Origin of the sequence: Pontibacter virosus (genome assembly GCF_003096355.1) — a bacterium.
GTDB lineage: Bacteria > Bacteroidota > Bacteroidia > Cytophagales > Hymenobacteraceae > Pontibacter > Pontibacter virosus.
On record NZ_QEKI01000004.1, the window covers coordinates 126,645 to 151,191 of the forward strand.

Annotated in this window: 25 protein-coding genes; 8 read left to right on the forward strand and 17 right to left on the reverse strand. The window is 49.7% G+C overall.

Features of this window, described 5'->3' with window-relative positions; all coding sequences use genetic code 11:
* Window positions 1–120 precede the first annotated feature (120 nt).
* Both C8E01_RS07610 and C8E01_RS07615 read right to left on the reverse strand, forming a co-directional pair.
* Window positions 121–1,401, reverse strand: coding sequence for an erythromycin esterase family protein (locus C8E01_RS07610; protein ID WP_116542772.1), 1,281 nt, complete (start codon window positions 1,399–1,401; stop codon window positions 121–123).
* Window positions 1,402–1,549: 148 nt separating this feature from the next.
* Window positions 1,550–2,278 carry a DUF4197 domain-containing protein gene (locus tag C8E01_RS07615; RefSeq protein ID WP_116542773.1) on the reverse strand — a complete coding sequence of 243 codons (729 nt, stop codon included), beginning with the start codon at window positions 2,276–2,278 and terminating at the stop codon, window positions 1,550–1,552.
* A gap of 155 nt (window positions 2,279–2,433) precedes the next feature.
* On the opposite strand from C8E01_RS07615, the gene C8E01_RS07620 reads away from it, so the two are divergent.
* Together C8E01_RS07620 and C8E01_RS07625 are read left to right on the forward strand one after the other, a co-directional pair.
* Complete coding sequence (locus C8E01_RS07620) at window positions 2,434–3,693, forward strand: competence/damage-inducible protein A (RefSeq protein WP_116542774.1); 1,260 nt, start codon at window positions 2,434–2,436, stop codon at window positions 3,691–3,693.
* A gap of 115 nt (window positions 3,694–3,808) precedes the next feature.
* The gene (locus C8E01_RS07625) at window positions 3,809–5,176 is read left to right on the forward strand and encodes a dihydrolipoamide acetyltransferase family protein (protein ID WP_116542775.1); all 1,368 of its coding nucleotides are present in this window, start codon (window positions 3,809–3,811) and stop codon (window positions 5,174–5,176) included.
* A 108-nt stretch (window positions 5,177–5,284) separates the two neighbouring features.
* Here the strand turns inward: C8E01_RS07625 and C8E01_RS07630 are convergent, their stop codons facing one another.
* From C8E01_RS07630 to C8E01_RS21615, 3 genes are read right to left on the reverse strand one after another with little or no spacing between them, the layout of a single operon-like run.
* Window positions 5,285–5,809 (reverse strand): hypothetical protein, encoded by a 525-nt coding sequence (locus C8E01_RS07630; protein WP_116542776.1) that lies wholly within the window; start codon window positions 5,807–5,809, stop codon window positions 5,285–5,287.
* A 22-nt stretch (window positions 5,810–5,831) separates the two neighbouring features.
* Window positions 5,832–6,125, reverse strand: a complete 294-nt coding sequence (locus C8E01_RS07635) for a hypothetical protein (RefSeq protein ID WP_133242742.1) — start codon at window positions 6,123–6,125, stop codon at window positions 5,832–5,834.
* Between the two features lie 8 nt (window positions 6,126–6,133).
* Window positions 6,134–7,507 carry a hypothetical protein gene (locus C8E01_RS21615; protein WP_165820592.1) on the reverse strand — a complete coding sequence of 458 codons (1,374 nt, stop codon included), beginning with the start codon at window positions 7,505–7,507 and terminating at the stop codon, window positions 6,134–6,136.
* Window positions 7,508–7,737: 230 nt separating this feature from the next.
* Here C8E01_RS21615 and C8E01_RS07640 point away from each other — a divergent pair, with 230 nt between their 5' ends.
* Both C8E01_RS07640 and C8E01_RS07645 read left to right on the forward strand, forming a co-directional pair.
* Window positions 7,738–8,253 carry a hypothetical protein gene (locus C8E01_RS07640; RefSeq protein WP_116542778.1) on the forward strand — a complete coding sequence of 172 codons (516 nt, stop codon included), beginning with the start codon at window positions 7,738–7,740 and terminating at the stop codon, window positions 8,251–8,253.
* A gap of 50 nt (window positions 8,254–8,303) precedes the next feature.
* On the forward strand, window positions 8,304–8,900 hold the full coding sequence (locus C8E01_RS07645; protein WP_116542779.1) for a hypothetical protein: 597 nt from the start codon (window positions 8,304–8,306) through the stop codon (window positions 8,898–8,900).
* A 57-nt stretch (window positions 8,901–8,957) separates the two neighbouring features.
* On the opposite strand, the gene C8E01_RS07650 is transcribed toward C8E01_RS07645, so the two are convergent.
* From C8E01_RS07650 to C8E01_RS07660, 3 genes are all read right to left on the reverse strand, one after another.
* The gene (locus tag C8E01_RS07650; RefSeq protein WP_116542780.1) at window positions 8,958–11,585 is read right to left on the reverse strand and encodes a valine--tRNA ligase; all 2,628 of its coding nucleotides are present in this window, start codon (window positions 11,583–11,585) and stop codon (window positions 8,958–8,960) included.
* Between the two features lie 299 nt (window positions 11,586–11,884).
* Window positions 11,885–12,457 (reverse strand): pentapeptide repeat-containing protein, encoded by a 573-nt coding sequence (locus C8E01_RS07655; RefSeq protein WP_116542781.1) that lies wholly within the window; start codon window positions 12,455–12,457, stop codon window positions 11,885–11,887.
* A gap of 77 nt (window positions 12,458–12,534) precedes the next feature.
* A complete protein-coding gene (locus C8E01_RS07660) occupies window positions 12,535–12,885 on the reverse strand; it encodes a 4Fe-4S dicluster domain-containing protein (protein WP_116542782.1) in 351 nt (116 codons plus the stop codon).
* Window positions 12,886–12,993: 108 nt separating this feature from the next.
* Between C8E01_RS07660 and C8E01_RS07665 the strand changes: the two genes are divergently transcribed.
* A complete protein-coding gene (locus tag C8E01_RS07665) occupies window positions 12,994–14,004 on the forward strand; it encodes an acyl-CoA reductase (protein ID WP_116542783.1) in 1,011 nt (336 codons plus the stop codon).
* A 101-nt stretch (window positions 14,005–14,105) separates the two neighbouring features.
* The gene (locus C8E01_RS07670; RefSeq protein ID WP_116542784.1) at window positions 14,106–14,405 is read left to right on the forward strand and encodes a hypothetical protein; all 300 of its coding nucleotides are present in this window, start codon (window positions 14,106–14,108) and stop codon (window positions 14,403–14,405) included.
* Window positions 14,406–14,648: 243 nt separating this feature from the next.
* Here C8E01_RS07670 and C8E01_RS07675 read toward each other — a convergent pair whose 3' ends face one another.
* The 6 genes from C8E01_RS07675 to C8E01_RS07695 all read right to left on the reverse strand — a co-directional run bounded on the left by C8E01_RS07675 (window position 14,649) and on the right by C8E01_RS07695 (window position 20,065).
* Entirely contained in the window at window positions 14,649–15,503 is an 855-nt protein-coding gene (locus C8E01_RS07675) for a nucleoside phosphorylase (protein WP_116542785.1), read from the reverse strand.
* A gap of 72 nt (window positions 15,504–15,575) precedes the next feature.
* A complete protein-coding gene (trhO, locus tag C8E01_RS07680) occupies window positions 15,576–16,544 on the reverse strand; it encodes an oxygen-dependent tRNA uridine(34) hydroxylase TrhO (RefSeq protein WP_116542786.1) in 969 nt (322 codons plus the stop codon).
* Window positions 16,545–16,764: 220 nt separating this feature from the next.
* A complete protein-coding gene (locus C8E01_RS07685) occupies window positions 16,765–17,400 on the reverse strand; it encodes a NeuD/PglB/VioB family sugar acetyltransferase (protein ID WP_116542787.1) in 636 nt (211 codons plus the stop codon).
* A 40-nt stretch (window positions 17,401–17,440) separates the two neighbouring features.
* Window positions 17,441–18,571 (reverse strand): hypothetical protein, encoded by a 1,131-nt coding sequence (locus tag C8E01_RS07690; RefSeq protein ID WP_243409472.1) that lies wholly within the window; start codon window positions 18,569–18,571, stop codon window positions 17,441–17,443.
* On the reverse strand, window positions 18,513–18,779 hold the full coding sequence (locus C8E01_RS21900) for a hypothetical protein (protein ID WP_243409473.1): 267 nt from the start codon (window positions 18,777–18,779) through the stop codon (window positions 18,513–18,515). Before C8E01_RS21900 ends, C8E01_RS07690 begins: the two co-directional genes overlap by 59 nt.
* The gene (locus C8E01_RS07695) at window positions 18,776–20,065 is read right to left on the reverse strand and encodes a DUF2851 family protein (RefSeq protein ID WP_116542788.1); all 1,290 of its coding nucleotides are present in this window, start codon (window positions 20,063–20,065) and stop codon (window positions 18,776–18,778) included. Before C8E01_RS07695 ends, C8E01_RS21900 begins: the two co-directional genes overlap by 4 nt.
* A gap of 96 nt (window positions 20,066–20,161) precedes the next feature.
* Here C8E01_RS07695 and C8E01_RS07700 point away from each other — a divergent pair, with 96 nt between their 5' ends.
* Window positions 20,162–21,805, forward strand: coding sequence for an ABC-F family ATP-binding cassette domain-containing protein (locus C8E01_RS07700; RefSeq protein WP_116542789.1), 1,644 nt, complete (start codon window positions 20,162–20,164; stop codon window positions 21,803–21,805).
* 124 nt (window positions 21,806–21,929) lie between these two features.
* Here the strand turns inward: C8E01_RS07700 and C8E01_RS07705 are convergent, their stop codons facing one another.
* Together C8E01_RS07705 and pyrF are read right to left on the reverse strand one after the other, a co-directional pair.
* Complete coding sequence (locus C8E01_RS07705) at window positions 21,930–22,319, reverse strand: hypothetical protein (RefSeq protein ID WP_116542790.1); 390 nt, start codon at window positions 22,317–22,319, stop codon at window positions 21,930–21,932.
* 95 nt (window positions 22,320–22,414) lie between these two features.
* Window positions 22,415–23,245 carry an orotidine-5'-phosphate decarboxylase gene (gene pyrF / locus C8E01_RS07710; protein WP_116542791.1) on the reverse strand — a complete coding sequence of 277 codons (831 nt, stop codon included), beginning with the start codon at window positions 23,243–23,245 and terminating at the stop codon, window positions 22,415–22,417.
* A 174-nt stretch (window positions 23,246–23,419) separates the two neighbouring features.
* On the opposite strand from pyrF, the gene C8E01_RS07715 reads away from it, so the two are divergent.
* Entirely contained in the window at window positions 23,420–23,818 is a 399-nt protein-coding gene (locus C8E01_RS07715) for a hypothetical protein (RefSeq protein ID WP_116542792.1), read from the forward strand.
* 75 nt (window positions 23,819–23,893) lie between these two features.
* On the opposite strand, the gene C8E01_RS07720 is transcribed toward C8E01_RS07715, so the two are convergent.
* Window positions 23,894–24,538, reverse strand: coding sequence for a LolA family protein (locus C8E01_RS07720; RefSeq protein ID WP_116542793.1), 645 nt, complete (start codon window positions 24,536–24,538; stop codon window positions 23,894–23,896).
* Window positions 24,539–24,547: the final 9 nt, after the last annotated feature.

Here is a 24,547-nt window from a genome sequence, read left to right on the forward strand (position 1 = left end):
AACGTTTAAGTAGCTGCCGCATGATCTGGACAAATGTCGGTGCACGATTCGGGCAGGTCGCGACCTGTCCCTACAGGGAAAACACCTCCTAAATACCCCAACTCTTAAACTCCTAAACTTCTAATAATTCCACGGGTACAGCTCCGGCTCTTTGCCTCCGCGCACCTTCATGTGCAGTGGGTGCACACCCTCGGTTTCGTCAAAGTACAGGAAGGCATCGTAACGCTCAGGTATGACAGTAGGCACATAGTTGCCGAGGTGTTCCATTTTGGGGTCGTATACCACGCCGATGGCACGGTGCGGGATGGGCTGCTGCAGCTCAGGTATAGCTTTCAGGTCTTTGGAAAGGATGATCTTGTCGTCGGTGCTTAGCTCGTGCAGCAGGTGTTCCCAACTCCCCTCGCGGGCAGCTGGCATGTCCATTTTCTGCATGGGTGCGCCCCAGGAGCGGCTCGCTATCACATTGCCCTGGTAACTGCCAAAGCCGACCAGCTTCACCTGTTCACGACCGTATCGCTCGCGGGCCAGCTGACCGATGTTGAACATGCCATCGTCGGCCATATCCGTGTACTGCGCATCGCCAATGTGGGTGTTGTGCTCCCATACTATCGCTTTGGCATTCGGGCCGTGAAGTTCCAACAGGCGGTCAAGGGTTTCCATCATGTGCGTGTCGCGCACGTTCCAGGAGCCTGCCCCTCCCCTGATCATGGCGCGGTAATATTTCTCAGCATTCACGGCCACCAATGCATTTTGGGTCATGCTGAACTCGTGCTCCGGGTCATCGGGGTATACGGGGCGGCGCGAAACCTGCTCGAGCATCTGCACCACTTCATCATGGCAGTCGGTAGGCACAAAGGCGGTGGCTTGTGCGTAGGTTTGCGGATCGCGGTGGTAAGGCTCAAAGCAACGCACTGCTGCACGGGCAGCCTCAGCTGCTTTGCCATTGTATTGTTCCATGTATTTGAGCACCTGTTCCAGCGACTCCCACAGACTGTATACATCCAGTCCGTAAAAACCTATTTTCTCCTGCACCTGCCGCAGGTGGTTGAAGTCCCGAATCCACTCCACCAGGGCGGCCACCTCCCAGTTAGCCCACATCCAGGTAGGCCAGCGGCGGTATACCTCCAGCACTTCGGCAATCTTGCGGCCTGAGTTCTGGTAGCCTTTCACGAAGCGGTTCACAGCGTAGCACTCCGGCCAGTCGCCCTCAACGGATATGAAACAGAAGCCTTTGTCTTCAATCAAACGTTTCGAGATGGCCGTGCGCCAGGTATAGTACTCCGATGTACCATGCGAAGCCTCTCCCAACATCACGACCCGGGCGTCACCAATTTCCTCAATCAGTACATCCAGGTCTTTTTCTTTCGTAATCGGACTGTATTTGAAACGTTTGTTTTCCATAGGTGACAGGGGCGATAAAAGTGTATCTAACTCACTCTTAAAATTTTGTGTATTGTACTTTCAATCCGGTTTTAATGTTTTGCAAAAAAGAAAGCCCGCCGTACCAAACGATACAGCGGGCTTTCAGAAGCGGTATAGCAGGTATAGCTTATGACTGATTTTCCTTGGCAAACACCCTGCGCAGCAGCTCTGTGGTGCGGGCAATCGGGTTCTCGCGTATGTTAGCCTCTTCCTGGGCAACTAGCTGAAACAGGCCGTCCATCGCTTTTTGCGTGGCATACTCGTCGAGGTTCGGATTCACCTTCTGCACCAGCGGAATCTGGTTATACTGGGTCACCAGGTCGGTATAGTAGCGGGTGGCGTTCGTCTTCTCCAGCGATTTCTGAATAACCGGCATAAAGGCGGCTTGCAGTTGCGTAGAAGTTGTGCGCTTGAGGTACTGCGTAGCCGCGTCTTTGTCGCCTTTCAAGATGCCCCAGGCATCCTGTATCGTCATTTGCTTGATAGCGTTCACGAAAATAGGCACGGCACTCTTGGCGGCGTCTTCAGCTCCACGGTTCAGGGTCATCACAAAGCGGTCTACCTCTTTGCCCAAACCTACCTGACGCAGCGTGTTTTCCACCTTCTGCACATCTGGCGGGAAAGGGATTCGGATCAGCGAGTTCTTATAAAATCCATCCGTTTGAGATGCCTGGTTGGAACCTTTGGTGATGCCTACTTCCAACGCCTGTTTCAGGCCGGAAGCTACTTCATCGCGGGTAACAGCAGTTCCGGTTCCGGCCATTACGCCATCAACGGTCCGCTGAATGTCGGCCACCGTACAAGCCGAGGCGCCAAGGGTCAGGGCTACAAGGGAGGTGTAGAGTAATTTTTTCATGGGTTTAGAGTTAAATTCACAAAGATGCAGGCCTATACCTGTCAGCCGGGTCGAAAATACAGAAAATAAACGCAGCTATGCTTCAGTTTGAGCGAACATCTTTAACTTGAAATGGTTTTCCAGACCAACACACAAATCAGACCAAAAAATTTACGATGAAAGCGGTATACGCAGAAATAATTACGGTAGGCGATGAGATTCTGTACGGTCAGATCGTGGACACCAACTCGGCCTGGATGGGCACCGAACTGGCCAAAATAGGTATACGGGTAAAGCAAATCACGTCGGTATCGGACGAGGCGAGCCACATTGTGGAGGCACTCGACAGTGCCAAAACCCGCGCCGATATCATTTTGATGACCGGTGGCCTCGGCCCCACCAAAGACGACCTGACCAAAAACGTACTAGCTGATTATTTCCATACCGAGCTCAAACTCGACGAGCAATCGCTGGCCGATGTGACAGAACTGTTCAAAAGCCGCGGCTACGAATTGACGGAACTCAACCGCCAGCAGGCCTTTCTACCGGCCACGTGCAAGGCTGTGCGCAACGTGCTGGGCACGGCGCCGGGTATGTGGTTTGAGGACGAAGGCAAGGTATACGTATCGATGCCGGGGGTGCCCTATGAGATGAAACGCATGATGACGGACATTGTGCTGCCTCAACTGAAGGCTTATTTTAAACCGCCGCACATCATACATAAAGTGATTCAGACGGTAGGTATACCCGAGTCGATGCTGGCCGAGAAGTTGGACGAATGGGAAATCGGTTTGCCTCCGCACATCCGGTTGGCCTACCTGCCCCACCTCGGCGGCGTGCGCCTGCGTCTGACGGGCACCAGCGACAATGCCCAACAGCTGGAACAGGAACTGGAAACGGAAGTAGGCAAGCTGACGGCCCTCGTTCCGAAGCACATTTTTGCCTACGGCGAAGTACCTCTGGAGGAGGCGTTGGGACAGCTCTTGAAGGAACGCGGCCTCACGATCTCCGTTGCCGAAAGCTGCACGGGCGGTTACCTGGCTCATCGCTTTACCAGCGTGCCCGGCAGTTCGGCTTATTTCATGGGCGGCGTGGTGGCCTACGACAACAGCGTGAAAATGCAGGTGCTCGGCGTAAAGCCGGAAACACTGCAAGAGCACGGCGCCGTGAGCGAGGCCACGGTGCTGGAGATGGCCCAAAACGTGCGCCAGAAGCTCAATACCGACATCGGAGTGGCCACCAGCGGCATCGCCGGACCGGACGGCGGCACCCCCGAAAAGCCGGTCGGTACCATCTGGATCGCCTATGCCGACCAGCATGGCAGCCGCGCGAAACTTTTGCAGTACAATAAAAACCGTCAGCTCAATATTGAGTATACTGCCTTGGCTGTGCTCAACCTCGTACGCCAAAGTTTGAATATAGCCGTTGATGAATAGGCTAAAATCCTTAACTTTGTTTGCAAATTCGGGTCGCCAGGTATAGCGTGGCTTTGCTTTTCTGTTTCCTGCGGCCCTAAAACTGTCCCTTAATAGAACAACGAATAAACAAAATATGGCACTTGTAGAAATGATTATGCCCAAAATGGGTGAGAGTATCATGGAAGGTACCGTTCTGAAATGGCTCAAAAACGTGGGTGACACGATTGAGCAGGACGAATCGGTGCTGGAAGTAGCTACAGACAAAGTGGACACGGAAGTACCTGCTATTCAGGGCGGTGTGCTGAAGGAGATACTGGTACAGGAAGGTGACGTGGTAGCCGTGGGTGCCCCGATTGCCATCATCTCTACCAACGGCGAAGACACTGCCGCTCCTGCCCCTGCCGCTGCAGAAACTCCTGCCGCCGCTCCGGCGCCACAGGCAGTTGCACAGCCTGCAGCCGCTTCTTCTGACGGTGCCGTAGCCAAACTCGACCAGCCAGCCTCCGGCCGTTTCTACTCTCCGCTCGTGCTCAACATCGCCCGCGAAGAAGGCATCTCGATGCAGGAACTGGAGTACGTACCGGGCACAGGCAAAGAAGGTCGCGTGTCGAAGAAAGATATCCTGACTTACGTAGAGAGCCGCAAAAACGCACCACAGCAAGCTGCCGCTCCACAGGCTCAGCCACAGGCACAAGCACCTGCCGCAGCGCCACAGGCCGCTCCGGCACCAGCTGCTCAGCCACAGGCTCAGGCTGCCCCTGCCGCCTCCAAGCCAGCCGCTTCTTACAGCGGAAACGTGGAAATCATCGAGATGGACCGCATGCGCAAAATGATTGCCGACCGCATGGTGGACAGCAAGCGCGTATCGCCGCACGTGACTTCTTTCGTGGAGGCCGATGTGACCAACATCGTGAATTGGCGCAACAAGTGGAAGAACGACTACAAGCGTCGCGAAGGCGAAAACCTGACCTTCACCCCGATCTTCATCGATGCAATTGCCAAAGCGATCAAGGATTTCCCGATGATCAACGTGTCGGTGGACGGTGGTAATATCATTCGTCACAAAGACATCAACATCGGGATGGCCGTGGCCCTGCCAAGCGGTAACCTGATCGTACCGAACATCAAGAACGCCGACCAGCTGAACCTGAACGGCCTGACCAAAAAGGTGAACGACCTGGCTAACCGTGGCCGCATCAACAAACTGACACCAGACGATCTAGCGGGCGGTACTTATACCGTATCGAACGTGGGATCATTTGGCAACGTGATGGGCACACCGATTATCATGCAGCCGCAAGTAGCTATTATGGCCGTGGGTGCTATCAAGAAGAAGCCTGCAGTAATCGAGACGCCTGAAGGCGACCTGATTGGTGTTCGTCACTTCATGTTCCTGTCGCACTCTTACGACCACCGTGTAGTGGACGGCTCACTAGGTGGCATGTTCGTGCGCCGTGTGGCTGATTACCTCGAGAACTTCGACGTAAACCAGACGATCTAATTTTTTACAAAGGAGTTTTTCGACGAAAGACTTCAGGTATAAACAGAAAGCCTGCCTCCAGAAATTGGGGCAGGCTTTTTTGTAGGGATAAGGTTTAGCAGTTATAAGCTAAATAATAATATTAGTGAGTACACCAGTTGAGTCATACTCAAAAAGAATTGCCTCATCTGTTGCTGTCCCATTGCTTGTTTTGAAATTTACAAATAGCTGGCCGTCTTCTTTCAGATGATAGGAGTTCGGGAAAATATCTTGCAGGCCACTGATATTATCCCCTACCCTTATATGATGTAGACCATTAAGACTCAGGATAAATGAGCTTGTCTTTATATGAATGCTTGTTAATTTGTCAGCATCAAAATAAAAGCTTGCATTATCGTATATATACTCTTTGTAAATCTTAGTGTCTTGCTCAGAGTTTATATTGTCAATACTTTTAGGTTTTCCTAAAACCGAAGTTAATATTGTAGGGCTATCAGTTAATTTAAATATGGGATTTGTTTCCTTATTAATCCTAATAGCCACTGCTGATGGTGCTATTAAATCTGGCAAAATCGAATTCGTCTGGCTTTGAGCATCGCAGCTATACAAACCTATACAAATGATTACTAGAATTGATAGAATTATTTTTTTCATTGGTACTTACTACTTTTAATAACTATTGTGGATCGGATAGCTTTATAACCCTATCGTCTGATTCATCAAATACAATTTCAATTTGGTCAGAGACATAAATCAGAGGGGGTTGATACAAGTAAATGTAAGTTTGATTTTGCTCGTTAATTACAATATGCCCTGGTTGTCCCATATGCTCTACTACATCTGATTTACTCATCCCAATCTCCACTTTTTTAAAAAAACGATAATTTCTTGGGCCTTTCCCAAAAGTTACATATAACAACAAAGTCACTACTAATATTAAAAAGGAAACTATTATTACTTTCTTCATCATCTTAAATATTAGGGACATCTTGATTTTACTCTGGATGGATTATTTAAAGCTGAACGGTTCCCAGAATAAAGAAATGTGATTAAATAATCCAAGAAACCACTAGGATTATGTTTGATGTCAGTACCATATTGATTATAAAAATCGTAGCCTAACTGATTTGAGTAATAGTCTTGATGATCCATTCCGCTCTCATTCAAAGCTACCCACTGCAACATCTCTACACTATTCCCAACTACCGCTCCGTAATAACCAATAACTAGCATATGTCTCAAGTCAATTACGGCACTAGGCACTAGTGGATCAGTAATGTAGCGAATGTTAGGACCTCCAGGCTGAGAATGCCACAAAGTTATACTTAAATCTCCTCTCTGAGATATTATTTGATCACGTGTAAGACCAAAGTTTTGATTCACGAAATCATTCAAGTCTCGTGTAGGATCATTATGAAAATTAGATAGTTGATTGCAATTTAAATCTTCTGGATCTAATTCTGGTACCTCTGCAGGTGTAAATGTTTCAGGGGCTGGAGTCATTTCACCATCTCCTGGGTTAGAAGGTCCGCCGGGATCTCCACCGCTAGATCCTCCAGGTCCTTCACCTCCACCTGAAGGAACACCTGGATTGTAAGTACCTGATGAACAGTCTGTATCAAAATAAGAGTATGACAAATACCATTCTGTATTATTACCACAGCCACTTACCCCACTTGGATAAGAGCAACCACCGCCTTCAACATTTCCAGAAGTGTAGGTAATTGTCAATCCACTATCACAACTCCCACCCCAACTACATACTTGTGAAGTAGTACAAGCAGTTGCCATTATTTCACCATTCGCCCCCTTATCGCCTTTTCGAGAAATTTTACCACCTTTATACTTTAGAAGCGATACTTTATTAAATTTTAAATCATTAACTAGAACAGTTCCAGTAAAACTATTGAAATTAAATGGTTTTTGACTATGATCTGGGTTGTCAGAAATATAAGTAACTATAAAATATTCAGTACTCCTACTGCTTTCAACAAATACGATAAACTTTCTAAAACCTTGAACTTTTATCTCTTTTTTACCAATATCTATTTTATTTTCATCTAAGCTTGGAGTTAGCGGCACATAAGTAGTAACTACTGTATCTATTCGGTAAGAGTAACCGGCCCAATGAGCTTTCCAATACAAAATACTATCACCGCTAAAAAAATTTTCGGATAAAAATTCATTATAACCTTTTCCCTCAAAGCTTTCTCTCAAAGCGTTCAAATGATCATTACCTACTGCTTGAGTCGAGTCTGTTTTAAGTTCGAGGGTATCAATATCATCTTTATGACATCCATATAAATAAATATCATTAAAAATGAAAACAAAAACTGAAGTTGTTTCATACACTTCTCTTATTTAGATTAAATATAAAATTCAAAACACATTAATATATCCACTTAAATGAATGCCTATGCAATATATATAACCTATTAAATATAGAATAAGAATATATTGACAGATAAGTAACTATAATTTTTTTAATTTTTATTATAATCTATCAAATCCATACTCTTTTTTTTTAAATTTGATCTAAATTATATTAGGATTTTAATCACAAAAAGTAACATATTAAAACTATGAGAATTGTCATTGCCTGGATTCTGGCTGCCGTATTCCTGTTTGCAGCCGTTTATTTCTACTGGAAGAAAAATGATGCCGAAAGCCGCTTGCGCATAGCCGATAACAAACTAGCCGAGACCGGTCAGCAACTGGAGCAAGAGACGGCTGAAACGGATTCTCTTGAGGATATGATGCTGCCGCCTGACACCATGAGCGTCGTGCCTCCGAGCGGTGTGGAGTTTGTGGATGAGATGGGTAGCCTGAGCGAGAGCGACATACAAAAGCTACGCAAAAAAGGCCTGCGCAATCCAGAAGTGGACCTGATGAACGACTTGAACCGCAAGCAAGGGCAGCTTATACCTAAAGAGGGCGTAGTAGGCGGCACGATGACCATCCGCGACAGCCGCATCCTGAACGACCGCTACGCCATGGCTTATTATGAAGACGGCCACATCGGCGGCTATATGATCTTGAAATACGAAGTAAACAACGGCAATATCACCTGGAGAGTAGTCGATAGCTCCAATTTGTAGCCTTCTGCACGATATTTGAGTATAGGGAAACAGGTATAAACCAAAGCACTATGACGCCACTTTCCTTCCTGTTTCCTATACTCTTTTCTTTCATCCTGAGTCAAGACAGTAATTTGCAATTGGGTCAGGATCTCAGCAAAGACTCCAAGATATTGGCCAACACTTCGGTCTTTATCAGCGATAACGCTACGCTGAGCCCCTCCATGCGGACCGTCGAAAGCGACCTGGAACTGTTCTATGTGATGGCCAGCATCAACCTTTCACAAAGTAAATACAGTGCCCGGCAGCAAGGCAAACACCATGTGCAGACCTGGCGTTTCAACGAGGGAAATATCAAGGCTATTCACCAGATCGAAACCACTATGGCGCTCGATACGGTTGTCACGCAGCGCTACCTCGAGAACCGGGCACCGACGCAGCAGCGCATCCAAAACAATTTCAAATTCCGCACCTACGCCGTTTCTACCGCAGATGCCCTTATCAAACTCTACTATCTCACTGAAGATGAGCAAGGCTTGCTCGAATACAAAATCGACGATCGCCACGTGGAACTCGTGTATCCGAAGAAGAAAGTAGGCCTGAGCGATCTGATACCAAAAGTGAAAGATGAATTGGATCAGTTAGTAGTAGCGTTGAGCAAGCAATAAAACAACAGCGGCCGTTCCCTCACGAGAACGGCCGCTGCCATTTATAAAAGCTATACCTTACAGTGAGGCCAGACTCTGCTCAATCGCATGAATCTTGGCTTCGGCATCTGCTTGCTTCTTGCGCTCGTTGGCAATCACTGTTTCCGGGGCACCGCTTACAAAGCGCTCGTTACTAAGCTTCTTCACCACTGAGTTCAGAAAGCCTCTGGTGTACTCTAGCTCCTTCTCCAAACGCTCCCGCTCAGCTTCCACATCAATGTTGCCCTCCATTGGGATGAAGAACTCGTCGCCGGCCTCTACGAAGCTGATAGCGCCTTCTACGTTCTCCTGCACAAGGGTTATTTCGTTGATGTTGGCCAGCTTGCGGATGATGCTGATGAACTTATCGTACCCGTCCTGGTTCATCACCTTGATCGCCAAATCAAGCGATTTGTTCGGTGATATGTTCTTCGAGTTACGAATGTTGCGGATAGCAGCTACGATTTTGAGTACGCTCTCCATTTTCTCCGTCAGTTCCTTGTCGAACTTGTCCTGCTTTGGCCATGGAGCCACAATCAGGTACTCCTTGTCTTTGCGCTCTTTCAGGTCTTGCCAGATCTCTTCAGTAATGAATGGCATGAACGGATGCAGCACTTTCAGGATCTTCTCAAGGTATACGATGGTCGTATCGAGCGTCTGCTTGTCGATCGGCTGCTGGTAGGCGGGCTTGATCATCTCAAGATAGCTTGAACAGAAGTCGTCCCATACCAGTTTGTACACAGTCAGCAAAGCGTCCGAAATACGGAATTTGCTGAAGTGGTCTTCTAGCTGCACGAAGGCCTCGTTGAAACGGGAGTCGAACCACTGCATGGCCGTTTCGTTCGGGCACGGCAGGTTCTCGTCCACTTCCCAACCTTTGATCAGGCGGTAAGCATTCCAGATCTTGTTGCTGAAGTTACGGCCCTGCTCCACCAGTTTTTCGTCGAACAAGAGGTCGTTACCAGCCGGCGAACTGAAGAGCATACCGGCACGCACGCCGTCAGCGCCGTACTGGTCGATCAGATCGAGTGGGTCTGGTGAGTTGCCCAGCGATTTGGACATTTTACGGCCCTGCGCATCACGCACGATACCGGTTAGGTATACATTGCGGAACGGCGCTTCCCTGCGGAACTCGTAACCGGCCATGATCATACGCGCTACCCAGAAGAACAAAATCTCCGGAGCCGTCACCAGGTCATTGGTCGGATAGTAGTACAGGATGTCTTTGTTGTCCGGGTCTTTGAAACCGTCGAAAACTGAGATCGGCCACAGCCACGACGAAAACCAGGTATCGAGTACGTCATCGTCCTGGCGCAGGTCTTCGACTTGCAGATTCGCGTTGCCGCTTTGCTTACGGGCCAGTTCCAGTGCGTCTTCAGGCGTGGTTGCTACTACAAATGAGCCGTCTGGCAGGTAGTAGGCAGGTATACGCTGTCCCCACCACAGCTGGCGCGAGATACACCAGTCGCGGATGCCCTCCATCCAGGAGCGGTACATGTTCTTGAACTTCGGCGGGTGCAGGCGAATCTCGTCGTTCATTACGGCGTCGAGGGCTGGTTTGGCCATCTCCTCCATCTTGCACCACCACTGCATCGACAAGCGTGGCTCAATTACGGCGCCCGTACGCTCCGATGTTTGCAGCACACTTGCATACTCATCTACCTTCACCAGCAAACCAGCTTCCTGCAGGTCTTTCACGATGTTGCGACGCGCCACGAAGCGGTCCTGACCAACGTATAGCTGCGCCTTTTCATTCAGCGTACCGTCGTCGTTCAGGATGTCGATGGTCGGCAGGTTGTGCTTCTGGCCCAGTTCGTAGTCGTTCAGGTCATGCGCCGGCGTCACTTTCAGGGCACCCGTACCGAACTCAATCGACACGTACTCGTCCAGAATTACCGGGATTTCCTTGCCGAGCAAAGGTATACGCACGGACTTGCCATGTAAATGGGTATAGCGCTCGTCGTTCGGGTTCACCGCCACAGCTACGTCGGCCATGATCGTTTCCGGACGTGAGGTCGCTACGGTGATGTACGTTGGCTCTGCGCCACCCACTACTTCGTAGTTCAGGTGGTACATTTTGGCCATGGTGTCTTTGGGCACCACTTCTTCATCCGAAAGGGCAGTACGACCCAGCGGATCCCAGTTCACCATGCGCACACCGCGGTAGATCTGGCCTTTGCGGTATAAGTCCACAAACACCTCGATCACGGCTGCGCTCAGATCGTCTTCCATCGTAAAGCGGGTACGGTCCCAGTCGCAGGAAGCGCCCAGTTTCTTGAGCTGCTCCAGGATGATGCCGCCGTACTTCTCTTTCCACTCCCAGGCATAGGTTAGGAACTCCTCGCGGGAAATATCTTTCTTCTCAATGCCTCTTTCCTTGAGCATGGCCACTACTTTCGCCTCCGTGGCGATGGAAGCGTGGTCGGTGCCCGGTACCCAGCAAGCCTCCTTGCCCTTCATGCGCGCGCGGCGAATCAGCACATCCTGAATCGTGTTGTTGAGCATGTGGCCCATGTGCAGCACGCCCGTCACGTTTGGCGGCGGGATCACGATGGTGTAAGGCTCCTTTTTCGGGTTAGGCGTAGAACGGAAAAAGCCGCGCTGCATCCAGCTGCTGTACCACTTCTCCTCTACTTCTCTGGGGTTATATTTCGTTGAAATCGACATCTTATACTGGTTTATTCTGCTTTTCGCGCTAAAAGGCAAAATTAGGGATTTTGCCGTAATTGTTGATTGCTAATTGCTGATTGTTATTGGCTATTCCTGAATTTGCTCAATCCAGAAGCTTGCAGGTATAGACTAGGTGTAGTGCCCTATGTTCCAACAGAGATCTATACCTGGTGCTCTCAACCAAAGCCTTTTCTCATTCCGGCCATTGGCAGAAATGCATCAAGAGCTTTCAATTCCTGGGTTAACAGCACGGAGGGCTTCCTCTATACCTGCGCAGTGAAAAACTGCCTATTACCTTACTCGACTCGGATATCATACCTGGTAAGCAAGCCCGCCAGACCATTTTGCGAAAACTTCGCTTTTTTAATGTTGTTCAGTTCCGGATCGATGATGTAGTTGTAAGCCGTGACCAGATCAGCTTCGCTCAGGTTGGTGCGCTCAAAAACAGATCCGGCAAGGTCCGTATTGTCAAACTTCGCCTTTGTGAGCGTGGCTTGCTCGAACACAGCGTTTTTCAAGGAACAATCTATAAAATGTGTTTTCGGCATTTTACGCCTTAGAAAAGAGGTATAGTCCATCAGGCAGCTCACGAAACCGACTGTGAACAGAAACTCCTCACTCTCTCCGAAGTTTATACCTGTGAGCTTGCACTCCTTAAAGGTTACGTTGTTCAGAGTTGCCCCACGCAGCTTCAGCATGGCCAGGTTGCAGCCAATGAACTCGCAGTCGGTGAAGCGGTTGCTGGAGAAATCGCCGTTTGAGAAATCGCAGTTCTTGAAGATGCAGTCCTCAAACTCTCTGCCTTTGATGGCTTTGTTTGGGTAGATGATCTTTTCGAACGTCTTGTCCTGGTGCAGTTGCTCTTCCATGGGTATTTCAGGTAAACGAAAATAAAAAAACCTGCCGTTAAAGACAGGTTTTTTGTGCTTTTGGTGTTGGTTATACCTTAGCTGGCCTGGTGCAGCCAGTCTTTCTTCGCCAATAGCTCTTCTTCTGTCTCGCGGTAGTCTGGGTCATCGACGCAGCAATCCACCGGGCAGACAGCGGCACACTGAGGCTCTTCGTGGAAGCCCATGCACTCAGTACACTTATCTGACACAATGTAATAGAACTCGTCCGAAATTGGAGGCTGTGCCGCATCGCCGGGGATGATCTCACCACCATCGATCTCAACTTCTTTCAGAGCCGTACCGCCGCCCCAGGTCCACTCCGCACCGCCTTCGTAAATGGCAGTGTTCGGACATTCTGGTTCGCAGGCGCCACAGTTTATACATTCATCAGTGATCATTATCGCCATAATCGTATCTCCTGTATATTTTTAGTACTTTTGTATCGCTTTATTTACCGAACAAAATTAGGAACATTAAGTATCCTTATCAAATAATTTTTAACACAGCGGCTAGCCATGACATTAGAGAACAGAATCGAAGCTTTTGTGAAGTTGGGGAAGCAACTGCAGGACATGACGCCGGAAGAGCGCAAGGCATTGTCCTTGATTGCCCAGGCCAAAAACCCGTGGTTTGACGAGAACAATGTTTCCGCTGCCCTGCAGGGCATCACCACCCTGCTCGATGAACAGTATCTCCGTGAATGGCTTTACCCGTACCACCTCAAACAGGTTACACCTAAAAAAGTTGGCGTTGTCATGGCGGGCAACATCCCAATGGTCGGTTTCCATGATTTTCTGTCGGTTTTGCTGAGCGGACACTTCCTGTTGGCCAAGCTGAGTTCGGACGATGATGTGCTCATGCGTCGCCTTGCCAGCATGCTGGTAGGTATAGAGCCGGCCTTTGCCAATCATTTTGAGTTCGTGGACATGCTCAAAGAAGCCGATGCCATCATCGCGACGGGCTCCGACAACACGGCCCGCTACTTTGAGTACTATTTCGCCAAGCGCCCACACATCATCCGGAAGAACCGCACCAGCATAGGTATACTCACCGGCCATGAAGAAGCCGAAGACCTACGTGCCCTGGGCAACGACATCTTCCAGTATTATGGTTTAGGCTGTCGCAACGTTTCCAAGGTATACGTACCCGAGGGCTATACCTTTGACAAGCTGTACGAGGCCAACGAGCACCACAAAACGATTCTAGTCCATCATAAATACCAGAACAACTACGACTACAACAAGTCGATCCTGCTCGTCAACCGCGTGCCCCATTTTGACAACGGCTTCCTGCTGGTACAAGAGAGTTCCCAATTGGTATCCCCTATTTCAGTGCTTTTTTACGAGACTTTCACCTCCCTCCCCGACCTGCGCCACAAACTAGCCGACGTGAAAGAAAAGACACAGTGCGTAGTTTCCGCGCACGGCTGGCTAGAGGGCAGCATACCTTTCGGCGATGCCCAATGCCCCATGCCGTGGGATTATGCTGATGGCGTGGATACGATGGCGTTTTTGCAAGGGCTGTAGGTATAGCCTATGGCTGCTGAAACCGGCTCCTTCATAGAACCAAAATCACGGTGTGGCATGTTTTGTGGTTATAGGCCTGCCAACACTAAAATTTTACGACTATGAAGAGGACCGAGAAGAGAGCCAGTCTAATCGAAAAAGAGCATATTCCGATGCTCCATTTTAGTCACGAAGATGTGCTAAAAGACCCCACGGCCCGCAGTATACGCAACTACGAGGCAAATCGCGCTACCATCTTAGGCAACGCCTACCGCAATAAGGCTATCATCACCTTTTGTACTGAAGACGGCGATGTGAAGCAAGTAGAGACTACCGTTTGGTGCTACGACGACAATTTTGTACTACTAAAATCGGGGACGTTTCTACCACTAAAATCCATCCTAAAGATCGAGAACAGCTAATGGCGCAACGAACTACTCACCTAAAGCACCACTATCTCAGTAACCACAACACGCATAAAGCATAACAGCCCGCACACGAAGAGAAAACTTCGCTGCGGGCTGTTTTGGTTATTTAGCTGCGGTATCATTTGACTGGACTAAAAACTATACCTGTACATGATTCGGACGGGTCGCAACCTGCCCCTACTGCCAGTCCAAACTTTCTATTTCTCTAACTCTCCAACTCTCTAACTCCTAAACTTTCTAGATTCTCTCCAGCACTTTCACAATCAAACTATCGATCACCTCCTCAGCATTCGTGGCAAACTCCTGCGAAATACGGTTGGCTACAATGGCATTGAGCGATAACATTTCGTGGCCCAGCAAACGACCCATGGCATAGTAGCCGGCTGTTTCCATTTCAAAATTCGTCAAACGGAAGTCGCACACCTTGAAGTTCTGGTATACCTGTAGCAAATCCGGATTGCGGAGGCCACCGCGGAGCACACGGCCTTGTGGGGCGTAGAAGCCCGGGCAGGTGAGTGTGTTACCCGGAATCATATCAAAGGCGATCTTCTCGATCAGACTCCTGGAGCCGTTCACCACGTATGGGCGAAAACCAACACCCAATTGCTCTTGCAGGGCTTTCGAAATGCTTTGCTCATTTTCATCCTGCTCCAACGGATAAAACTCCATCAGTGAGTCCAGGCCTATACCGTGGTGCGATGCCAAGTGACTACCAAGCGGTATATCTGACTGCAGCGAACCCGACGTACCGATGCGCACGATCTTCAGCGATATTTTCTCCTCATTAGGCTCACGCGACTGGAAATCAATGTTTACCAAGGCATCCAACTCGTTCATCAGGATGTCGATGTTGTCAGTACCCATACCTGTCGAGATGACGGTGAGGCGCTTGCCTTTATAGTAGCCCGTGTGGGTTACGAACTCCCGCTTTGTGATCTGAACCTCGATCTCGTCGAAATACTTGCTCACCATGGGTACGCGGTCGGGGTCGCCTACGGTGATGATGGTGTCTGAAATATGTTCCGGCTGTAGGTTGAGGTGGTAAATGGTGCCGTTTTTATTGATGATCAGTTCTGATGCTGGAATTGCCATAGGATTGGTTATGTTAGAAACGAAGAAAAGCGTGGCCGATGAGCACACGCTTTTCCTTGCTTTAGAGAATACTTACTTAGATACGGCAGAAGTCTTACGACGGTTGAACCCTTTGAGCGGATTGTAACCATTCAGGTTCTTTTGGTAATAGCCTGTGCCGTCGTAAGCACGTTTTTCAGGGTGCTCTTTGCATTCGCTAGAGCAGGCTCCTTCCAGTTCCCATCCGCATTTCTCACAGATCGGTACGTGCAGGTTACATACCGGGTTGGCGCAGTTCACCATGCGGTCTTCCACAGTGCCGCATACGTGGCAGGTCGAAATTACCGTTGGATTCACTGAGTTCACCTCCACTGCCACACGGTTATCGAACACATAGCATTTGCCCTCAAAGTCTTCGCCACCGGCTTCTTTGCCATACTTGATGATGCCGCCATGCAGCTGGTACACGTCCTCAAAACCCTGCTCCAACAGGAAGGCACTGGCTTTTTCACATTTGATGCCACCTGTGCAATAGGTCAATATCTTCTTGCCTTTCAGCTCTTCTTTCAGGGCGTCGATCTTCTCCGGAAACTCACGGAAGTTCTCGATGTCCAGCGTAACAGCGTTTCTGAAACGGCCTACACTGTACTCGTAATCCGAACGCATGTCCATTACCACCACATCGTCGCGGTCTTTCATTTCCTTAAACTCCTTTGGTTCCAGGTGTATACCCGTGCGCACATTCGGGTCGATGTGCAGCAGGCCGGAGTGTACGATCTCGGCTTTGGTGCGCACATGAAGCTTCGCAAAAGCATGTTTGTCTGATTCGTCTACTTTGAAGTCAACTTTGGCGAAGCGTGGGTCGGCTTTTACGATCTCCATGTACTTCTCGCAGTCCTCTTTGAGACCAGACACGGTGCCGTTTAAGCCCTCTTTAGAGATGATGATGCGGCCGAGCAGATTCAGCTCCAGGCAAAGTAAATGGTGCTCCTCCCGGAACGCTTCAGGATCTGCTATCGGTGTGTAGCAATAGTACAGTAGTATGCTGTATGGTTTGTTCATAACTGCTTAGTTTCAGCTAAGTGTTTGATTTAAATTGTTTGATTGTTGATGGTTAAATTGTTGTTTGTGCACGATTGGACAGGTCGCGACCTATCCCTACAAGTCAACTTTCTAACCTATACCCTTCTGCCTTTTTAACTGACGTCAAACTTCCTGCTTTTCTTTTTAACCAAAAATGACTTTAGTCAGTTCGGTTTTCGAAAACAGGACAGGTATAAAATTACTTTACCGGAGCGGCAGGGTTGCCGAACACGGTGGCTTTGGCAGGCACGTTGGCTACTACTACAGAGCCTGCGCCTACGCGGGCGTTCTTGCCGATCTTCACACCAGACACAATCACAGCGCCTGTACCGACGAAGGCTCCGTCTTCTACAACCACTTCCGAGTTAATCACGGCGCCCGCACCGATATGCACGTTGTCACCAATTTCGGCTTTGGTATCTACCAGCGCACGGGATTCGATGATGTTGTAGTTGCCAATTTTGGTATTGTTGTTTACGATCGCTCCTGCGCCAACCATGTTACCGTGGCCGAGCCAGGCAAACTCTGACACGGCACTGAATTTGTGAATGGCGTTGACAGGCACCACTTTGTATTCGTCTTTCAGCATCTTGATCAGACCTTTGCGGGCGGCTGAGTCCTCTACGGCCACAAACACGTCGCATTTCTTACCGATCAGTTTCAGGAATTCATTGTCTTCTGTGCTGCTCATCACCGACACGTTGTTCAGTTCCTGCTGCTGCAGTTCCTTGCTGTCGTCGAGGAAGCAGTACACCACCACGTTGTTGCTGTTGAAAATATCGAGAGCTGCCGTACCCAGTTTTTGGGCACCAAGTATGATCACTGGATTTTGCATAGCCTATTTCAAATAAGGTGCAAATGTACGAAGATTAGCGCTAATCTGCAGCGATTTGTGCAGGTTCGTCTTCTTCGTGCTGACGAGCAGGTATCAGGTAGCGGAGCAGGTGACTGTTGGTTTTGCAGAGCAGCAGCAGGTATACCACAAAAGGCAGCACCGCTACCCTATACCTGTTGAGTGTGCCCAGGTTCGGCATACTGTACGCCAACAAAACGCCCATCACAAGCACATAAACAAGCAGTGCCGTGAGCAGGAAACCAAAGCGCCACTTCACCCGACCCGCTTCAAAAAGGTCGCGCAAAAAACCGAAAGCCAACAGCAGCAGCAGCGTATTTTCGAGCGCTGCCACAAACGTGCGCACATTGTATACCTCCCAGATAAAGGGACGGAACAGCATGCCGATAAAGGCCAGTTGCGAGTGAAGGGCAAAGCTCAGATAAGTCGGCTCCAGGAATGGAAAATCGATACGGGGTTTGCCCTGCGAGGCCAGCAGACTGACCTGGTAGTTTTTGTAGACCACATCCGGCAGTACCTCCAGGTTCAGATTAGGATTGAGTTGCGTACCGAGCCAGGCTATACCTGAAATTAGCACCAGTATGGCCAATCCCTTCAGCAGCCAGTGGATGTGCGCCAGCTTTGGGTTGTAGAAGATCAGCCTCAGGAGCAGGGCCAAAGCCAGCGTCAACGCAATCGCCACGGCCACAAAGTATTTCACGAGCCAAATCAGGTATAGGCCCAGCAATGCCAGCAACAGGCATAGCACCGGCTTGCGTCTCAGTTTCCCGAACAGCAGGTATAGGCTACTACCCAGCAGCAGCCCCATCCCTCCCATTAACACACTCTCTTTTAGCACGCCCGACGACCAGTATACCACAGAGGGGAACACCAGAAAAGCCACTACGGCAGGTATAGCGGTTGTTGGAAAATACCGGGCCAGGGCATTCACAAAGAGCCAAAGCCCGGCAAAACTAAACAGTGACAGGTAGATCGAACTGAGGTAGTAGTTGCCGTCCGTTAGCAGCATGGGCACGCTCAGCAAGCGCGGCATGTTCCAGGCGCTTTCGTAAAATGGCTTCTGCAGTCCCTGGAGCGGTGTGCCTGCTGGGTCGTTAAAGAGAAGATAATGCAGGTAAGTGCCTATACCTTGCTCGTGGGCCAGGTCGGTCATCAGGAGGGCCCGCTTGTAGTAAAGCTGCGTGTCCGCCTTTGTAGAACACGTAAAAGCTCAACACCCCGATCAGCAGACCGCAGGCCAGTTTGAGCAGCAGCGTCGGGAAAAAGTAAGGACGCAATTTGGCGTTCCAGTTCTGTTTCCAGAGCCACCAGATTAGCCCAGCCAGCACCAGCAGGTTCAGGCCGTAGATCAGTATACTCACGTAGTTGGTAGATTTTGCTTCATAATCTTGTTGCCAATAGCGCAGCGCAGGCAATTGACTGGCTGGCAATAGCGCTTGTAGAGTCCGAGGGCTGCTTGGTTGTCGGCGGCCGAGGCGGCTTTCCAGCCCAGTTCCTCGTACTGCCGCGTGATGCGGTTACTGGCTTCCTTTACCTTTTCGAGCAGATCAACCGCTTTATCCAGATGCTCCTGCTGATCAGTGTGCACAGCATAGGCTGCTAAGAAGGGCGCAGCCACATTGATCGTCAGATTCTGCGCACTCGACTTGCCCAGTTGTACCTGCACCGCCTTCGACTCCGCTCCAAAGGTATAATGTTTTTGCCAATAAGCCGACACGGGCGCCTGCCACAGCGCATCGTAGTTTTTGACTCCCTCGGTTTGGATAATGGTGGAAAAGAGGCTTTTGTGCTTATGAAGCAAGGCCGCCAGTTGCGCCAGCCGCACGGTTGGAAAGTTAGCGGGGCGCATGCGCAGGAAGTTCCAGTGGTGACGGGGCATCGCCAGTTCCTGCAGATTGTACTTATGGCTGAGATAGGTATGTTCATTGGCCAGTTTAGCACTATAATCGTCCACAGGCTCTGTCAGAAAGCCAGACTGTCCGAAAAGCAGGGCCTCCAGCTGAAATAAGTCGTGCTGATGCTTGCGCACCACTTGCATGGGCAGTGCCCGGGCCAGTCGTTCAAAAGGCTCCTGGTTAATCTTAAACCCAAAGGCTTTGCAGAGCACCTGAAAAGCAGTGGCCTCCCAGTCATTGCCCAACTGACGGTATACCTGCAGTACCTCTTCTCCTTTAAGTTCGAGTCGCTCGGTGAGGGCGCGGCCCAGCATCATGGTTTTGGTGATGTCAGGAACCTGTGGCCAGAAGATGGCGCAAGGTATAGCGTAGGGTGCCCGTCGCAGCTGCTCGTAGGTTTGCAGCATAGCCAGGTTTACTCTGGCTTTCAACTCCAGCGTAGGTATAAGCGTGCCATCGGTGCGGCGCACGGCTTCGTCGGCTTCCCACACCACATGCAGCACCACCTGATTATACTTGAAGTCGAGCTGGTGCTGGTGCCGCCGCCAGTCTGAGCCACGCAGGTGAATCTCCACACTGCCCGACCAATCCACCTCTCCTACTCTGATAATTGCTTCCTTGAAATCAGGGCCTGCATCGGTGTTGTACATCCCCACCCGCAGCACCTGCACCGGTTCCCCTTCTACCGTCAATAAGTTAGTCTTGTCGAAATACTGATGCTGCCAGATGTAGTGCAGGAACTCTTCTTTCATGCGCCTTGGTTGTGGTTGGGAAAGTTTTACGAGTTTAGAAGTTTGGGAGTTAACTCCCAAACTTCATTATCTTTGCCCCCTTAAAATTAAACGATTATGATTTCAGTTGACGCGGTGAGCGTGGAGTTCAATGGTGCGGCCCTTTTCAGCAATGTTTCTTTCAACATCAACGAGAACGACCGCATTGCCCTCATGGGGAAAAACGGAGCGGGAAAGTCTACTCTGCTCAAAATTATAGCGGGTGCCAGCAAGCCTACCCGTGGCAAGGTGTCGGCCCCGAAGGATGCCGTGATCGCCTACCTGCCGCAGCACCTGCTCACCGAAGACAACTGCACCGTGTTCGAGGAGGCCTCCAAAGCCTTTGCCAAGGTCCTCGACATGAAAAAGCAGATGGATGCCCTCAATGCTGAACTGGAAACCCGCACCGACTATGACTCCGACGACTATTACAAGATCATCGAGCAGGTATCGGAACTGGGCGAAAAATATTACTCCATCGAAGAGATCAACTTCGATGCGGAGGTAGAGGTTACCCTAAAAGGGCTAGGCTTTACCCGTGAAGACTTTACGCGTTCTACCACCGAGTTTAGCGGTGGCTGGCGCATGCGCATCGAGCTGGCCAAGATCCTGCTACAGAAGCCGGACCTGATCCTGCTGGACGAGCCAACCAACCACCTTGACATCGAGTCCATCCAGTGGCTCGAGGATTTTCTGGTGAACAACGCCAAGGCCGTAATCGTGATCTCGCACGACAAGACATTCGTGGACAATATCACCAACCGCACCATTGAAGTGACGATGGGCCGCATTTACGACTACAAGGTTACTTACAGCCAATACCTGCAACTGCGCAAAGAGCGCCGTGAGCAGCAGCAAAAGCAGTTTGACGACCAGCAGAAAGAGATTGCCGATATCCAAACTTTCATTGACCGCTTCAAGGGCACCTACTCTAAAACCCTGCAGGTGCAGTCTCGTGTGAAGATGCTGGAGAAGATGGAGATTGTGGAGGTAGACGAAGTAGATACCTCGGCTCTGAATGTCAAGTTCCCACCAGCGCCGCGCTCGGGCAACTATCCTGTTATCGTGGAGGAACTCACCAAAAAGTACGGTGACTATACGGTGTTCAAAGATGCTTCCATGACCATTAACCGAGGTGAGAAAGTAGCTTTTGTAGGGAAGAACGGCGAGGGTAAGTCGACGATGGTAAAAGCCATCATGGGCGAGATCGATTTTGAAGGCAAGCTGCAACTGGGCCACAACTGCCTGATCGGCTACTTTGCCCAGAACCAGGCCGCCCTGCTCGATGGCGAACTGACCGTATTCCAGACCATCGACGAGATTGCCGTAGGTGATGCCCGTACCCGTGTAAAAGACCTGCTGGGTGCCTTCATGTTCAGCGGCGACACCATCGAGAAGAAGGTGAAGGTACTCTCAGGAGGTGAGAAGACACGCCTTGCCATGATCAAGCTGTTGCTGCAACCAGTTAACCTGCTCATCCTCGACGAACCGACCAACCACCTCGACATCAAAACCAAAGACATCCTGAAAGATGCGCTGAAGGCTTTCGACGGCACTATCATACTCGTGTCGCACGACCGCGATTTCTTGGACGGGCTGGCCGACAAGGTATTTGAGTTCGGTAACAAGCGGGTGCGCGAGCACTTCGAGGACATCAATGGCTTCCTCAAAAACAAAAAAATGGAGAACCTACGGGAGATTGAAAGGTCTGCTACAAAGTAATAGCTGACTGTACCGCTAAGAACGAAGAGGGCTATACCTGTAGGTATAGCCCTCTTCGTTTTATAGTAGGGTGTATTGGGATAAACTTGATGCAAAAGTTGCCTTCTGTTGACTTAGGTTTTGCCTATTCGTGTATTCGGTAATAACCGGACTCTTCGCCATCATCTACCGTGCTGACCTGTACCTTTGTAAGTTCGTCAAAGGCTTTCTGTTTCGTCTGTGCGTTCATACCTGGAATGACTAAAGCTGATACAGGAAATTTGAGTTTGTCCATGTGCAGGAGATTATACTCTTGCAGGTGGTTGAGTAAAGTCCTTGCATCCTCTCCTGGGGTTTTATCTTCTTCAATGTACCAAATAAAGTCTTGCCGCTCATCGGGATTCGCGGGGTCATATACAACCGTACCAGCAATGCAGGCCTCATCCTGAAAAATCCATAGAATCTCACGTGCACCTAAAGCGCTGAAGAAAGCCTCTAAAAAGATTTGCCTGTTATTGACTTTTGATTTTTTCAAACGCTTGTGTTTATTCTCTCTAACAGATTAGTACTTACTACGAATGAGGCGTAGCCGAGTATGGAGATGACGGTTTCTAATTAAATTGTATCATCCTACAAATGCGTCACATACTGCTCCAGATACTGTTCCATCTCTTTTTGCACTTCCAGGGCAGCTTTTCTGGCTTTGTCAGCGAAATCGTGGCCGGAGGAGGCGTAGATGATGGCGCGCGAAGAGTTGACCAAAAGGCCACACTGCTGGTTCATACCTAAGCGGGAAATTTCTTCGAGGCTGCCGCCCTGAGCACCAACGCCCGGTACCAGCAGGAAGTGGTTTGGCACGATGGCCCGCACCCGCTCAATGTACTCGCCCTGCGTGGCACCAACTACATACATCATTTGCCCTACGCTGGCCCAGTTGGCACTTTCGCGTAGCACCTGTTCAAACAGATATTCCTCGTTGCCGTCCGACAGCTTCAGCATCTGGAAATCCTTGCTGCCCGGGTTAGACGTGAGTGCTAGCAAAATAACCCAACGGCCCGGCTGCACCAGGAAAGGCTTCACCGAATCGGAGCCCATGTAAGGTGCTACTGTCACGGCGTTGAAGTTCATGGTTTCGAAAAAGGCACGGGCATAAAGCTCCGAGGTATTGCCAATGTCACCGCGCTTGGCGTCAGCTATGGTAAATATTTCTTCAGGTATAACTTCCAGCGTTTTCTCCAGACTCACCCAACCCTTAGGTCCCTGCGCTTCATAAAAAGCAATATTTGGCTTGTAGGCCACACAAAGGTCGGCGGTCGCCTCCACTATCTGGCGGTTGAACTCAAACACCGGGTCTTCGTGGTCGAGCAGGTGCTCGGGCAGGCGTTTGGGGTCGGTGTCGAGGCCGATGCACAGGTAGGACTTTTTCTGGAGTATTTGCTCAAACAGCTTTTCTCTGGTCATGATAGGTATAGGAGCTTAGGTTCAGGTATAGCAAAGCTAGTTTATTTAGAGGCAGCTACAAATTTTTTATACCAGCTCCAAGCACTAATTGAATCGCATTGCTAAATCTGCCATGCCTTGCAACCATTTTATCATAAAACGGCTCGGTATAGTAGACACATCTCATAAAACACCATGAAACGACTTCTGTGCCTCTTCGCTTTCATTCTAATGTTCGCTTCCGGCTGTACTAAGGAGGATGCTGAACCTGCAGTACAGGAGCGGCCAGCTCCCGTTATACGTGTAGAAGCTCCTGCAACGGCACAGGTAGGGAAAACCGTGACTATTGATGTTTACTTTCAGGTTAACGGAGGCTGTGGTGAGTTTGGCTCTTTTGATGTAAATTCTTCCGGCAAAGAAACGGTCATACGGGTTGTGGCAAAGTATAAGGGAAATATCTGCACCGATGATCTGCCTATCCGTATGGCCACTTATACCTTCAGCCCGACCGAAGCAGGAACCTATACCTTCAGGCTCCGCTCCACCCCTCAAGTGGGGTTCATTACCAAAATCATAGAAGTCGGGGCCCCTTAAGCATCTTTGTAAACCAGCAACAAAAAAGAGCTGCCCAACAGAGCAGCTCTTTCCTTTTATCATAAATTGGTTGGGTTATCGTAAGTCTATCACCTGCACGCCTTTGTACTTGGCTTTGTTGAAGCTAAAGGCATCGGAAGCCAGCTCCGGGTTGGCCTGGAAATTCTTGATGGTATAGGTATAGCGGTTGCCGTTATTGCGGAACATCTGCCAGCTTTTCAGCGATTTGTCCTTTTGGTTGATGTGCAGACGGACCTTAAAGATCGGGTTGCTGCGGTCTTCCGGCGCCAGTTCGATCACATCATACGTATCAGCGCCTTGCTTCTCTGTGCCGGCGTAGGCATACTTGTAGCCCTTCTTGTACATATCGAAAATCTTGCTCGGTGCCATGGCCTCAGCCTCTGCGTCGGTCTCCGTGATGGTCACTTCATTTACCTCTTTCAGGTAGGTCCACATCAGTTTACCGTCGCTGATAATCTCCTGTCCGCTTACAGCCAGTCTGTATTTGGGGCCGCTCACCAGGATGTCGCCCTCCATAGTTTCCTTTACCTTAGAAGAAGGATTCTCCAGTGTCTGTGCAAAAGTTGCTTTAAAAGCTTTCATACTTCTGTACTTCTGGCTCATCTGGTCCAGTATCTTGCCTGCTTTGGGGTCCTGTTGCGCATGCGCCAGGTTAGCAAACAGCATTACGGCCAGCAATAGGGATAGTACTCGTTTCATGTTATTAGG